Annotated in this window: 15 protein-coding genes and 1 pseudogene; 13 read left to right on the top strand and 3 right to left on the bottom strand. The window is 40.2% G+C overall.

Features of this window, described 5'->3' with window-relative positions; all coding sequences use genetic code 11:
* From Q0212_RS09865 to Q0212_RS09845, 5 genes and pseudogenes are all read left to right on the top strand, one after another.
* A pseudogene (locus Q0212_RS09865) lies at window positions 1-190 on the top strand (Rieske 2Fe-2S domain-containing protein); the annotation flags it as partial.
* A gap of 26 nt (window positions 191-216) precedes the next feature.
* Window positions 217-1425, top strand: a complete 1209-nt coding sequence (locus Q0212_RS09860) for a cytochrome bc complex cytochrome b subunit (protein WP_297924950.1) — start codon at window positions 217-219, stop codon at window positions 1423-1425.
* The gene (locus Q0212_RS09855) at window positions 1425-2093 is read left to right on the top strand and encodes a cytochrome c1 (protein ID WP_297924947.1); all 669 of its coding nucleotides are present in this window, start codon (window positions 1425-1427) and stop codon (window positions 2091-2093) included. Before Q0212_RS09860 ends, Q0212_RS09855 begins: the two co-directional genes overlap by 1 nt.
* Before the next feature lie 102 nt (window positions 2094-2195).
* Complete coding sequence (locus tag Q0212_RS09850; RefSeq protein ID WP_297924945.1) at window positions 2196-2831, top strand: glutathione S-transferase N-terminal domain-containing protein; 636 nt, start codon at window positions 2196-2198, stop codon at window positions 2829-2831.
* A gap of 13 nt (window positions 2832-2844) precedes the next feature.
* Window positions 2845-3306 carry a ClpXP protease specificity-enhancing factor gene (locus tag Q0212_RS09845; RefSeq protein ID WP_297924943.1) on the top strand — a complete coding sequence of 154 codons (462 nt, stop codon included), beginning with the start codon at window positions 2845-2847 and terminating at the stop codon, window positions 3304-3306.
* Window positions 3307-3337: 31 nt separating this feature from the next.
* Here the strand turns inward: Q0212_RS09845 and Q0212_RS09840 are convergent, their stop codons facing one another.
* From Q0212_RS09840 to Q0212_RS09830, 3 genes are read right to left on the bottom strand one after another with little or no spacing between them, the layout of a single operon-like run.
* Entirely contained in the window at window positions 3338-3913 is a 576-nt protein-coding gene (locus tag Q0212_RS09840) for a BON domain-containing protein (protein WP_297924941.1), read from the bottom strand.
* A gap of 2 nt (window positions 3914-3915) precedes the next feature.
* Window positions 3916-4290, bottom strand: a complete 375-nt coding sequence (locus Q0212_RS09835) for a YraN family protein (protein ID WP_297924939.1) — start codon at window positions 4288-4290, stop codon at window positions 3916-3918.
* Complete coding sequence (locus Q0212_RS09830) at window positions 4250-5281, bottom strand: penicillin-binding protein activator (RefSeq protein ID WP_297924937.1); 1032 nt, start codon at window positions 5279-5281, stop codon at window positions 4250-4252. The genes Q0212_RS09835 and Q0212_RS09830 overlap by 41 nt, the downstream gene beginning before the upstream one ends.
* Before the next feature lie 16 nt (window positions 5282-5297).
* On the opposite strand from Q0212_RS09830, the gene rsmI reads away from it, so the two are divergent.
* The 8 genes from rsmI to Q0212_RS09790 all read left to right on the top strand — a co-directional run bounded on the left by rsmI (window position 5298) and on the right by Q0212_RS09790 (window position 13636).
* The gene (gene rsmI / locus Q0212_RS09825) at window positions 5298-6140 is read left to right on the top strand and encodes a 16S rRNA (cytidine(1402)-2'-O)-methyltransferase (RefSeq protein ID WP_297924935.1); all 843 of its coding nucleotides are present in this window, start codon (window positions 5298-5300) and stop codon (window positions 6138-6140) included.
* A gap of 176 nt (window positions 6141-6316) precedes the next feature.
* Window positions 6317-6748 (top strand): nucleoside-diphosphate kinase, encoded by a 432-nt coding sequence (ndk, locus tag Q0212_RS09820; RefSeq protein ID WP_297924934.1) that lies wholly within the window; start codon window positions 6317-6319, stop codon window positions 6746-6748.
* A gap of 172 nt (window positions 6749-6920) precedes the next feature.
* Window positions 6921-8096, top strand: a complete 1176-nt coding sequence (gene rlmN, locus Q0212_RS09815; RefSeq protein WP_297924932.1) for a 23S rRNA (adenine(2503)-C(2))-methyltransferase RlmN — start codon at window positions 6921-6923, stop codon at window positions 8094-8096.
* On the top strand, window positions 8093-8863 hold the full coding sequence (pilW, locus tag Q0212_RS09810; RefSeq protein ID WP_297924930.1) for a type IV pilus biogenesis/stability protein PilW: 771 nt from the start codon (window positions 8093-8095) through the stop codon (window positions 8861-8863). The genes rlmN and pilW overlap by 4 nt, the downstream gene beginning before the upstream one ends.
* Before the next feature lie 20 nt (window positions 8864-8883).
* Entirely contained in the window at window positions 8884-9672 is a 789-nt protein-coding gene (locus tag Q0212_RS09805) for a helix-turn-helix domain-containing protein (RefSeq protein ID WP_297924929.1), read from the top strand.
* Between the two features lie 2 nt (window positions 9673-9674).
* The gene (ispG, locus tag Q0212_RS09800; RefSeq protein ID WP_297924927.1) at window positions 9675-10784 is read left to right on the top strand and encodes a flavodoxin-dependent (E)-4-hydroxy-3-methylbut-2-enyl-diphosphate synthase; all 1110 of its coding nucleotides are present in this window, start codon (window positions 9675-9677) and stop codon (window positions 10782-10784) included.
* 816 nt (window positions 10785-11600) lie between these two features.
* Window positions 11601-13010, top strand: coding sequence for a type I glutamate--ammonia ligase (gene glnA, locus Q0212_RS09795; RefSeq protein WP_297924924.1), 1410 nt, complete (start codon window positions 11601-11603; stop codon window positions 13008-13010).
* A gap of 104 nt (window positions 13011-13114) precedes the next feature.
* The gene (locus Q0212_RS09790; protein WP_297924922.1) at window positions 13115-13636 is read left to right on the top strand and encodes a DUF4124 domain-containing protein; all 522 of its coding nucleotides are present in this window, start codon (window positions 13115-13117) and stop codon (window positions 13634-13636) included.
* The last annotated feature ends 130 nt before the right edge of the window (window positions 13637-13766 follow it).

Here is a 13766-nt window from a genome sequence, read left to right as displayed (position 1 = left end):
CTATCGTCCAGAAATTGCACCTGCTGATTTAGGTCAAAGCTGGCGTGGTGGTTTCTTTTGTCCATGTCATGGTTCTACTTATGATATGGCTGGCCGTGTTTATAAGAGTGTACCCGCACCAATCAATTTGGAAGTTCCACCCTATAAATATCTAAGCGACAATGTTGTCGTCATAGGGGAGTTGGCTTAATGAAAAATAAGTTATTTTCCAATTTGATGTCATGGGTTGATGCGCGTTTCCCCGCGACTGAAACTTATGAATATCATATGTCAAAATACTATGCACCCAAGAACTTTAACTTCTGGTACTTCTTTGGTGTATTGTCAATGGTGGTATTAGTTAACCAATTATTGACAGGCTTTTGGTTAACGATGATGTATAGCCCTACCGCTGAAGGTGCTTTCGATTCTATCGAATACATCATGCGTGACGTAGAATACGGTTGGTTAATTCGTTATATGCACTCCACAGGCGCGTCAGCGTTTTTTGTGGTTGTGTACTTACATATGTTCCGTGGTTTGCTCTACGGCTCTTACCAAAAACCACGTGAATTAGTGTGGTTAATTGGTATGGCTATTTATTTATGTTTAATGGCCGAAGGTTTTTTTGGTTATTTATTACCTTGGGGTAATATGTCCTACTGGGGTGCACAAGTTATTCTTAACTTAGCAGGTGCTATTCCTGTGGTGGGTGATGCCCTCGTCACTTGGGTGCGTGGTGATTATTTATTATCTGGTGCGACCTTAAACCGTTTCTTTGCGATTCATGTTGCAGTCATTCCATTAATTTTGGTTGGCTTGGTGTTTATGCACTTAGTCGCCTTACATCATGTAGGTTCTAACAACCCTGATGGTGTAGATATCAAAAAAGTAAAAGATGAAAATGGTGTACCTTTAGATGGTATTGCTTTCCATCCTTATTACACAGTCCATGACTTAGTGGGCATTGTTGTCTTCTTATTTATCTTCTCTTTAGTCATTTTCTTCTTCCCTGATGGTGGCGGTTATTTCTTAGAGAAGCCAAACTATGACCCAGCAAACCCCTTAAAAACGCCAGCACACATTGCACCAGTTTGGTATTACACACCATTTTATGCAATTTTACGTGCCGTTCCTTCTAAGTTAGGTGGTGTGATTGCCATGGGTGCGGCGATTGCGATTCTCTTTGTCTTGCCGTGGTTAGATAAGAGTCCAGTCAAATCTATGCGTTACAAAGGTTGGATGAGTAAAGTTTGGTTGGGTATTTTTGTGGTGAGCTTTATCAGTTTGGGTTATTTAGGTGTAGTGCCTGCAACGCCTGTTAGCACACTGATGTCACAAATTTTCACCATTTTATATTTCTTATTCTTCTTATTAATGCCTATTTACACCTCAATTGAGACCTGTAAACAGCCACCTAAACGTGTGACTGGAGGAAAGCACTAATGAAAAAGTTATTTTTATTATTTGCCCTCATGTTAAGTCCAGCCTTGGCTTTAGCAGGTGGTGGTGGTGCTTGTGGTACTTTGCCCAAATGTGAAAAAGCACCAGTCGATTTGCATAACAAAGAGTCTTTACAAAACGGAGCTAAGATTTTTATTAGCTACTGTTTAGGCTGTCATAGTGCTAAGTATTTACGCTATGAACGTATGGCTCAAGATTTAGAGATTGACCCAAAGTTAGTTGAACAGTATATGATGTTTACCACCGAGAAAATTGGTGATGGTATGGATACTAAGGTCAATAAAAAGGATCAAGCTAAATGGTTTGGTAATGCTCCACCTGATTTAAGCTTAGAAACACGTTTGCAGAGTCCTGATTGGGTTTACACCTATCTGTTAAACTTTTATCCAGACGACAAACGTCCGTGGGGGGTTAATAACCGCGTATTTAAAGACGTGGCGATGCCTCATGTGTTAGATAGCTTAGAGCAAGATTTAGGCCCAGAAGATTATAAAGTTGCAGTCGGTGACTTGGTTAACTTTATGACTTATATGGCTGAACCAATCCGTACTGAGCGTGAACGTTTAGGTGTTTGGGTATTATTATTCTTAGCCATTATGTTTGTTCCAGTGTATTTGCTGAACAAAGAGTATTGGAAAGATGTCAAATAAGACTTAAATCCATCAAAAAGGGCAACGATAAGTTGCCCTTTTTTTTGAGAGTTTGTTATTGTTATACTTAAGGTAAATATAATTTTAAAAGGAGCAAAATGTATGGGGGTAATGAATAAGCGAGCATCAGTAGTAATGACCTTATATTCAGATGCAAATGACCATTATAGTCATCGAGTTCGCTTTGTTTTGGCCGAAAAGGAATGTGCAGTTGAAGTTGTGAGTATTAACCCTCATCAAAAGCCTGAAGATTTGGCGCATTTAAATCCTTATAATACCTTGCCCACTTTGGTTGATCGTGATGTTTGTTTGTATGAAACAAAAATTATGATTGAGTATTTGGATGAACGTTTTCCTCATCCGCCATTATTAGCTTCGTATCCTGTTGCTCGAGCTTTAACCCGTCAATATGCTTATCGAATTGAAAAAGATTGGTGTCGCTTAGTTGACATTATTTTGCATGAAGATGATGATGAAGTGGTATTAAATGCGCGTAAAGAATTGCGTGAAAGTTTAATTAGTATTGCGCCAATTTTTGCCGAAAAGCCATTTTTTATGAGTGATGAGTTCACCATGGTGGACGTACTTTTAGCCCCGATTTTATGGCGACTGCCAATATTAAGAATAGAGTTACCCGAAAAGCCTTGTCGTCCCTTGTTGCGTTATATGGAGCGTTTATTTAGCCGAGAAGGTTTTGTGAATAGTTTAACACCAGCCGAAAAACATATACGGCACTAATGAGAAGATAATTATGACTCCAAGTCGTCCCTATTTGGTCAGAGCCATTTATGAGTGGTTAGTTGATAATAATGCTACCCCTTATTTGTTAGTGGATGCCACACAGGCTAATGTTCGTGTGCCAACACAACACGTTAAAGATGGCAAAATTGTGTTAAATATTGCGCCTCATGCGGTCAAAGATTTATTTATTCGTAATGAAGGTATTAGCTTTTCTGCACGTTTTGGCGGAGTGCCAATGATGGTGTCTGCGCCAATGGCGGCGGTTGCGGCAATTTATGCACGCGAGAATGGCCAAGGTATGTTTTTTGATAATGCTGAAGAATATGCCAATGTTGAAAAAGTAGAGAACGTAACTGTTGCAGAGCCTGTTAAACCTAACTTGAGCGTAGCGACTGAGAATACTGACAGTGAAGTATCATCAGAAAATCCTGAGCGACCAAAGGGCAGGCCAACATTATCGGTGGTGAAATAAGTACATACCCTCTCTACACGAGAGGGATTTTTTAATCCAAATAATCAACCAATTTAACAATTCGCGTAATATCGGGTGTTTCTTTAATGGTATTAATTACCTGTTCGGTTTGAGAGCGAGTCAGTTTTGCCATCAAATAAACAGTTCCATTCTCCACCAATACTTTGCATTGGCTACTCGGGAACTCTTTCATAAACGTTAGCTTACTGGCGATTTGTAGTTTTAATACACCATCTTTAGCACGATTTAAATAAGAGCTAATTTGTGGCGTGACAACCAATTCGTTGTGTACCAAATTCACTTCTCTAATGCTGCGTACCATGTCTTCAACTTGTTGTTTATGTTTGATGCTCGTCACTTGACCCGCAATTAACACATTACTATGAAAGCTCATAAAAACAACATGGGCGTTTTTAAACTCAGGATCAATTTTATATAAATTAATATTTGCAGTATTTTCAATGCTGCTATCTTCAATGCGTTGGCTCAAGGTGCGTTCACCTTCCAGCTTGCCAACAGGTTCAGAGCCAGACGTGGCGGCAATCATTTGCGCGCAACCTGTCAGCCATAAACTGCTAATCATTAAAAATATCAAAGATTTTTTCATGTCTAATCGTCTACTAAAAAAGCGGCAGGTAGCCATGTTATGGTGTTATTACCTTGTTTATCAATAGCAAGCACATCAAAACGTATATTAAAACAGGCATATTGAGGGTAACAGTATAAAAAATAACGGGCAGCAGCAATAATCTTACGTTGTTTGCTTAACGTAACGGAGGCTACTGCGCCGCCAAAACGATTAGAGCTACGATAGCGAACTTCAACAAACACTAAGGTTTGCTGTTTATCAAGCATCACCAAATCAATTTCGCCGTATTTGCTGTAAAAATTTTGGGTAATTAATGATAAACCTTGTGCCTGTAGATGGTTACAGGCACGTTGTTCAGCGTGTTGACCCAGTTGTTGGGTTGAGGGCTTGGGCATTTCCATTGCTCACTTTAGCACATAAAGGTTGACGGCGAATTAAGCCTTCTTCAACACTAATAAAGCCTGTTCGGGCGTTAAATTGCATTTTTTTGCGACTATTGATGTGTTGACTTAATAACCACGCATCTGCACCAAAGGCAAATAGACGATCGTCATTAATGATGTCATCAGGTTTTGACCATTTTGTGGTTTCAATTACCCACGGCAAACCACAAAAACTTAAGCCGTTTAAGTCTTGACGTTCTAAACTGGTTTTTTGGCTGTCATAAGCTAAAGAGTTGCTATACACAGGCGGAGGATTACGCTGATAAAAATTCAGTAAGGGCATAATGTATAAAGCAAACTGTGGACTTGCTAAATAAAAAGCTTGTACGTCTTTATTATTTGGCTCTGCGATGAGTTTCTTAATGCTTTGGGTAAAGCCATCGGTTGCGGTTTGGCTGAGCGTGTAATTGCTCATTAAATTACCGCCCATGCCTGTCCATGTTTGCTCAAAGGCTTGACGCAAGCGTTCGCTATTAGCATCGTTTAAACCAATGACGCGCACTTTTTTAATGCCATTTTGCTGCATCACTTTAATCAGTGGGACAATTTCTTCTTCAGGTGCAAGGGCAAATTGCCAAAGTGTGGATAAACCTTCGTTATTAACTCGGTTTAAAGCTAATACTGGGATGTTGGGAGGATTTTTAACTAATTGTGCGACTTGCTCTTTGAGTAAAGGGCCAATAATCAGTTGGCTACCATTATTTTGGCTTTGTTGGATAATGGTTTCTATTGCAGAGCTGCTCGTTGTATCATAAAAGCGTAAAAACGGGCTGTGGTTATTTTGAGCCAAACTTTGATAGTATCCCGACAGCAAACCATTTCGCACAAATTCAGCAGTTTTTGCAGTTGTACCTGTGCTCGGTAATAAAATACTAGTTTCGCTGGCCATCACTGAACTAGCTAAGCACAACAGACTACTACTCAAAAAACGAATCCACGACATCACTGAGTTCCTAAATATGACAGGGTTACTTTACGTGGTTGCCACCCCAATTGGCAACCTAGAGGATATTAGCGCACGGGCGATTAAAGTGTTAAGCCAAGTTAATCGTATTGCAGCGGAGGATACACGACATTCAAGCCGTTTGTTACAGCATTTAGGGATTAACACGCCATTAGTTGCCGTACATGATCACAACGAAGCAGGACGTGTGCAAAGCTTAATTGAACAGCTAGTGGCAGGTGAAAATATGGCATTGATTTCGGATGCAGGCACGCCATTAATCAGTGATCCAGGTTATCGTCTGGTGGCGGCAGCACATCAAGCCAATATTCAAGTTGTGCCTGTGGTGGGTGCTTGTGCTGCTATTGCAGCATTATCGGCAGCAGGTTTACCCAGTGATCGTTTTAGTTTTGAAGGGTTTTTGGCGGCTAAAACCAGTCAACGACAAACACAGTTAAAAGCTTTAGCCAATGAAAGCAGAACGTTGATCTTTTATGAAGCACCACATCGTATTTTGGAGTGTGTGCAAGATATGGCGGCGATTTTTGGGGCAGATAGACGTGTGGTGTTGGCCAGAGAGTTAACCAAAACCTTTGAAACCATTAAACAATGTACTTTGGCAGAGTTGTGTGTGTTTGTGGAGTCGGACACAAATCAGCAACGCGGCGAAATTGTGTTGGTGGTTGATGGTGCACCAGAAGATTCAGGTTTAATGGCAGAAAAAGAGTTAGATGCGTTATTGTTAAAGTTATTAAAGTATTTACCTGTTAAAGCCTGTGCGCAATTAGCGGCGGAGTTAACAGGTCATAAAAAAAATGCCTTGTATGATCGAGCGTTGGCTTTGCAGCAAATGAAATAAGGAAAAATAATGAATCGTGAACAAGGTTTTGTCGCAGGCACATTAATACATACCCACACGGGTTTAGTGCCGATTGAACTTAGTTATTAAAATCCTAGCGCGACAAATTGCTAAAATCTGCGTATAATCGCGCCCCAATTTGTCGTTAAACTTTATTTCTATTGAAGGAGCTAAACATGGCTATCGAACGTACTTTATCTATCATTAAGCCTGATGCAGTTGCTAAAAACGTTATTGGTCAAATTTACAGCCGTTTTGAAGGTGCTGGTTTACAAATCGTTGCTGCTAAAATGAAGCATTTATCTAAAGCTGAAGCTGAAGGTTTTTATGCTGAACACAAAGAACGTGGTTTCTTTGCTGATTTAGTTGCTTTCATGACTTCTGGTCCTGTGATCATTCAAGTATTAGAAGGCGAAGGCGCAGTATTAAAGCACCGTGACATTATGGGCGCAACTAACCCAAAAAATGCTGCTGCTGGTACTATCCGTGCTGACTTTGCTGCTTCTATCGACGAAAATGCTGTTCACGGTTCTGACTCTGAAACTTCTGCTGCACGTGAAATCGCTTATTTCTTTAGTGCTATTGAAGTTGCACCACGTACACGTTAATTTTTAAAATTAACAAGACTTACGCAAGGTTTAAAAAAATCAGCCATAAGTCTTCGGTGTAGATACAAAAGGCGCATGAATGCGCCTTTTGTTTTTATGCTAAAATAATTACCCTCACCCCAACCCTCTCCCAAAGGGAGAGGGGGTAATTCTATTTGCTACGGTTATTATTATGAATTCTGCTGTGACTGACGCAACGCCAACCCCTGAAAAAATCAATTTACTTGGTATGACACGCTCCCAAATGGAGGAGTTTTTTGTCAGTATTGGTGAAAAAAAGTTTCGTGCAGCACAAGTGATTAAATGGATTCATCAATTGGGTGTGGATAACTTTGATGAAATGAGTAATGTTTCAAAAGCATTACGTGCCAAATTAGCCGAAGTTGCCGAGATTCGCCCACCAAAAGTGGTTTATAAAGAATTTTCTAATGATGGTACGCGTAAATGGGTGTTGGATGTCGGCAACAATAGCATGGTTGAAACCGTGTTAATTCCTGCTGATGGTGATCGCAAAACCTTGTGTGTGTCATCACAAGTTGGCTGTGCCTTAGACTGTAGTTTTTGCTCAACAGGCAAACAAGGCTTTCAGCGTGATTTAAGTTTGGCGGAAATTATTGGTCAAGTGTGGGTCGCCAACCGCTCTTATTTTGAAGAAAATCAAGATTATGATAGCCGTGAACGTGCCATTACCAATGTGGTGATGATGGGCATGGGTGAGCCTTTATTAAATTTTGATGCTGTTGTACCAGCGATGGAATTGATGTTAGACGATTATGCCTATGGCTTGTCTAAACGTCGTGTTACCTTATCAACCTCTGGTATTGTGCCAATGATTGATAAGTTATCAGAAGTGATTGATGTGTCCTTAGCGGTGTCTTTACATGCACCCAATGATGAGTTACGCAACGAATTAGTACCCATTAATAAAAAGTATCCCTTGGCAGAATTAACCGCTGCTTGTCGTCGCTTTTTAGCTAAATTTCAAGGTGAAGAAGGTGGGCGTCGCAAAATTACCATGGAATATGTGATGTTGGCAGGTGTGAACGATCAACCTGAACACGCCAAACAATTGATTAAATTGCTGAAAGATGTCCCTAGTAAAATTAATTTAATTCCGTTTAATCCATTCCCTCATGCACCATATGGTTGCACGCCACGTCAAGAAATTCTGTCTTTTCAACGCACATTAACCGAAGCGGGGTTTATTTGTACCATTCGGACTACCCGTGGCGATGATATTGATGCGGCTTGTGGACAATTAGTGGGGAAAGTTCAAGACCGTACACGTCGAGCAGAGCGTTGGCAACAAAAAACGCGAGCAGGTGAGATTATTCGGACACAATCATGATCAAGTTTAGTTTTACATTAATGATGATTGCCCTGTTATCTGCTTGTGCAGTCCAAGAGTTTGAAGGTGAACGTAAAGCAAATCCAACAGCGGCTGCTAGAGCGCGTGTGGCCATTGCTGCGGAATATATTCAAAAAAACCAACTAGAGCTGGCACAACAGCATCTACAACGCGCCATTGAACAAGACCCTAAGTTGCCAGAAGCCTATAATGTGATGGGGGTGCTGCTAGAAAAAGATGATAATTTTAAAGAGTCTGAGCAAAATTATCGTAAGGCATTAAGTTTAAAAGCAGAATATCCACAGGCTCGTCATAATTACGGGGTTTTGTTGCATAGACAAAAGCGGTATAAAGAAGCTTTAGCGCAATTTGAAATGGCGGCGAATGATTTAAGTTATGAGCGGCGAGATGTTTCGTTGGAATATGTTGCTAATATTGCTTTGCAAATGAATGATATAGTTAAAGCCAAACAACACTATCAGCGATTATTAAAAATTAATCCGTCGTTAACTACGCCTGCCTTAGTCCTAGCACAATTTGCGTATGATGATAAACAATTTGATGAAGCGGAACGTTTTTATCAGCGTTATTTGCGTAATATAGGCAAAGAAAGTCAAAGCGCACAAGGCTTGTGGTTGGGAATACGTTTGGCAAAGTTAAAAAATGATCATAATGCAATGGCAAATTATGAGTTCTTTTTAAAAAAATTATATCCACAAAGCCCTGAATATCAGGAATATATTAAGCAGTTTGGCACAGGTACTTAACGATAAGTCAGGAGTGTACAATGCAACAAGCTTCTTCCTCTATACAAGCAGCACATGACTTATCATTAGGGCAACGCCTTAAAGCGTATCGTGAGCAAAAAGGCTTGAGTGTGGAGCAAGTTGCACAACAGCTTAAAATTTTGCCACGCATGGTAGAGGATATTGAGGCCGAAAATTATCAAGCCTTGCCAGAGCCAGTCTTTGTTAAAGGTTATTTGCGTTTGTATGCCGATTTATTATCTGTACCAAGCCAAGAAATCTGTCATTTATTTGATGCGGCATACACCAAACATCATACCGAAGCACACAAAACAACACCTCAAATACTGCAAGTGTTAGAAACGAATACACACGCTAAGCCTGTTCGTTATCATCTACGTCAAAATCATAAATGGTTAACGATAGCGATTAAAGTATTATTGCTCGTATTTATTATTGGTGCCATTGTTGCTGGTTTATGGCAAAGTACGTTATTTAGGCAAAATCAAGTCGCCAATAGCATAGAGTCATCAACTCATATAGAAAATCGTACGATTGCCTTGCCTAATGTCACCACGCCTCGGCAAAGTGTCGATACACTCAATTTACGTTTTTCTGCTCAAACCAAGTTGCGTATTGCAGATGCCAATGGCCAAGAGTTAGTCAATACCACTAAGCAAGCAGGTGAGACTTTAAGCCTTCAAGGTCAATCACCTTTTGCTATTGAACTAAATCCTGCAACAGCCGTTGAGTTTCGTTTTAATAATAATGTCATTGATTTAAAGCCATATACTGTGAATGGTATGGTTAACTTTCGCTTATCGAGGTAAGAATGCACATTTCGCCCATTAAACGTCGTGTCACCCGTAAAATTCGTGTTGGTTCTGTGTATGTCGGTGGTGATGCGCCAATTAGTGTCCAAACCATGACCAATACCGATACTTGTGATGTGGCGGCTACGGTTGCACAAATTCAGCGTTGTGTCTTAGCTGGGGCAGATATAGTCAGAGTGTCTGTGCCTTCTATGGAAGCCGCAGAAGCATTTGGCTTAATTCGTCAACAAGTACAAGTGCCATTGGTTGCGGATATTCATTTTGACCATCGTATTGCCTTGGCAGTGGCCGAAAAAGGCGCGGATTGTTTGCGTATTAATCCTGGTAATATTGGGTCGGATGACAAAGTGCGTGAAGTGGTGGCTTGTGCGCGTGATAAAGGTTTGTCGATTCGGATTGGCGTGAATGCAGGCTCTTTAGAAAAAGATTTACAAAAAAAATATGGAGAGCCAACAGGCGAAGCATTGCTTGAGTCGGCAATGCGTCATATTGATATTTTAGACCGTTTAGATTTTCAAGAGTTTAAAGTCAGTGTTAAAGCCTCTAATGTATTTTTAACCTTAGATGCCTATCGTTTATTGTCAGCTCAAATTGAGCAACCTTTGCATTTAGGCGTGACCGAAGCAGGGGTGTTTAGATCGGGTACAGTTAAATCGGCCATTGCGTTGGGTGGTTTGTTATTAGATGGGATTGGCGACACGATCCGTATTTCTTTAGCGGCTGAACCCGAAGATGAAGTTAAAGTTGGTTTTGATATTTTAAAAGCATTGGGGATTCGCTCTAATGGCATTAATTTTATTGCTTGCCCCAGTTGCTCTCGTCAAGAATTTGATGTGATTCGAGTCATGAACGCCTTAGAAGCCCGTTTAGAAGATGTGCGTATCCCCATGGATGTGTCAGTGATTGGCTGTAAAGTTAACGGGCCGGGTGAAGCTAAAGAAGCTGATATTGGTGTGGTGGGTGCTGCGCCAAAGAGTTTGGTGTATCGTAATGGTGAAAAAAGTCATTTGATTCCGACAGATAATTTAGTCGATGAAATCGAAGCGATGGTCAGAGCCAAAGTGGCTGCTGAGCAAGAAAAACAAGCAAAGATTATTGTTAAGGGATAATAGTTTTAAACCTCTAGCATCACTTGCAAGGATGCAGGTGATAGTCACATCTAATACGATTTAATCCACAAAACCCCCCTTTTGACATCAAACGTCAATCTTTTTGTCATTTTTTACATAAACAATCAGCAAGTTAATAATTTCTAGACTAGTCTTTATTACCGTCAATGTAACCCCTGCTCGCGTAGAGGCTAAATATCATCATATTGCCAGTTTGAGCAATAATCCGACTGCTGATTCAGTGATATTGTCAGGTAGAGCAAAAACAGTGGTGGTCAATAATGGCTCAACCAAATTAACAGTAAGCTAATTTGCTTTATTTTGGTGCATTTTTGGAGTGATTGTTATTTTTTGGTGCAATATGTTGCATTAAATAGCTAAGAAGTGCGCCAAAATGTACCTTTTTGATGGCATAAAAATTGCTATTTTAAATACCGAAACTTGGCAGTTGTAGAGTGTAGAACTAGGTATAACGTTAAAGTGTGTATGTAAATCGCATCTTGTGACTTGAGCCTAGCTAAGATTCTGTTAAACTGCCCGAGCTTTTTAGGAATTATTTTCGAGCCAGTTTTTGAGTATTGTTCACAGTACTATAAAACCTCGTTTTGTCATCGTTGACTGTCGATAACATTAGTTAAATAACTAATTACTTATTGCTAAAACGTTGGACGTTTAGTCCTCTATTTTAGGACTTACGCGGTTATCGCTTATTTGCTTACTAAAAATCGGTTTTAACGATTTTTAGTAAGCAAAACGCGCTAATTTCGAAGAAATGCGCAAGTCCTCTATAATTTGCTATTTTGGGAGCTGCTATAAATGGCCAATAAAGCCTTAGAACTCATTAAAGAAAATCAAGCTAAATGGGTTGACTTACGCTTTACCGATATTCGTGGTAAAGAGCAACACGTTTCTTTCCCAGCTTACACAGTTGATGAAGAAACTTTTGAAAAAGGAAAAATGTTTGACGGTTCTTCGATTGCTGGTTGGAAAGGCATCGAAGCTTCTGACATGATTTTGATGCCAGATGCAGAAACTGCATTCATGGATCCATTCTTTGATGAGCCAACTGTTGTTATTTCTTGTGACATCATTGAGCCAAGCACTATGCAAGGTTATGAGCGTGACCCACGTTCTATCGCTCGTCGTGCTGAAGCTTACTTAAAAGCAACAGGTATTGCTGATACTGCTTATTTTGGTCCAGAGCCAGAATTCTTTGTATTTGACGAAGTAAAATGGGACATCGACATGAGCGGTGCTCGCCATACCATTTATGCTGAAGAAGCTGCTTGGTCAACCAACAAAGACTATGAAGGTGGTAACACAGGTCACCGTCCACGCGTAAAAGGCGGTTACTTCCCAGTTCCTCCAATTGACTCTGCTCAAGATTTACGTGTTGCTATGTGTAACGCGATTGAGTCTATGTTAGGCGAAGGCAAAATCGAAGTACAACACCACGAAGTGGCTTCTTGCCAAAGCGAAATCGGTGTTGCATTTAACACCTTAGTACGTAAAGCTGACGAAGTACAAGTATTAAAATATGCTGTACACAACGTTGCTCACGCTTTCGGCAAAACAGCAACCTTTATGCCAAAGCCATTAGTTGGTGACAACGGTTCTGGTATGCACGTACACCAATCTTTAAGCAAAGATGGTAAAAACTTATTCTCTGGCGACCAATACGGTGGCTTGTCTGAATTAGCTTTATATTACATTGGTGGTATCATCAAACACGCTCGTGCTTTGAATGCGATTACTAACCCATTAACTAACTCCTACAAGCGTTTGGTTCCTCACTACGAAGCACCAATCAAGTTAGCTTACTCTGCACGTAACCGCTCTGCTTCTATCCGTATTCCATACGTAAGCAGTCCAAAAGCTGTTCGTATCGAAACTCGCTTCCCAGATCCAGGTGCAAACCCATACTTATGTTTTGCTGCTTTGATGATGGCTGGTTTAGACGGTATTCAAAACAAAATCCATCCTGGTGATGCAGCAGACAAAAACTTGTATGACTTACCACCAGAAGAAGATGCATTAATCCCAACTGTGGCAGAAAGTTTAGAACAAGCTTTAGACTCCTTAAAAGCTGACCATGAATTCTTATTAAAAGGTGGCGTGTTCACTAAAGAATTCCTCGATGCTTTCATTGAGTTGAAAACAGAAGAAGTTCGTCGCTTGAACACAACAGTTCATCCCATTGAGTTCGATATGTACTACAGCGTGTAATCACTGTTTTACATAAAGCGTCACGCTTTGACAAAAAGGCTCATGTATATGAGCCTTTTTGCTTTTATACTTTAAGGAAATTGATTTTTGTAGGAGAGAGTCAAATGCGTTTAGTGGTGTTATGCTGTTTGTTATCTGCCAATCTGGCTCAGGCCGAAATTTATAAAACCTATGATAAAAATGGCAATGTGATATTTTCTGACGTGCCGAGTGCTGATGCGCAACAGTTAGAAGCAAAACCGATTGCCACAGTCCCAGCTTTGCCCCGAAGTGTCATTGACGAAAAAACGAAACCTAAGAAAGATAACAAAAAGTCCTTACCCACTTCCTATAAAATGACTATCAATGGCTTGGCGTCTGAAACGATATTACAAAAAGAGCAAGAGCCTTTTAATTTAGGCATACAATTTGAGCCAGCATTAGCTAAAGAACATACTCTGCAAGTATTTTTAGACGGCCAAGATATGGGCAAAAATAATTTATCACCTCAAATCAGTCCAAGTTCTTTAGAGCGCGGTCAACATCGCTTGGAGTTTAAGGTGTTGGACGCCAAACAAAATATTATGCAAACTCAGGCTATAGATTTTTTTATTCAACACCCCATGTTTCACGGCTCAAAGAAATAGTGGCAATTAACGTAAATCTTGTTATCTTTGAGGTAAATTAAGATAACAAGATAATTCATCATGTCCCAAATCGAACAACTACTCTCAAGACAATTTCAACAAGCAACTGAGGCTTTTACCAAAGCAAATC

It is taken from the genome of uncultured Agitococcus sp. (assembly GCF_937920075.1).
Taxonomy (GTDB): Bacteria; Pseudomonadota; Gammaproteobacteria; order Pseudomonadales; family Moraxellaceae; genus Agitococcus.
This window is presented reverse-complemented; position numbering and strand designations above follow the sequence as displayed.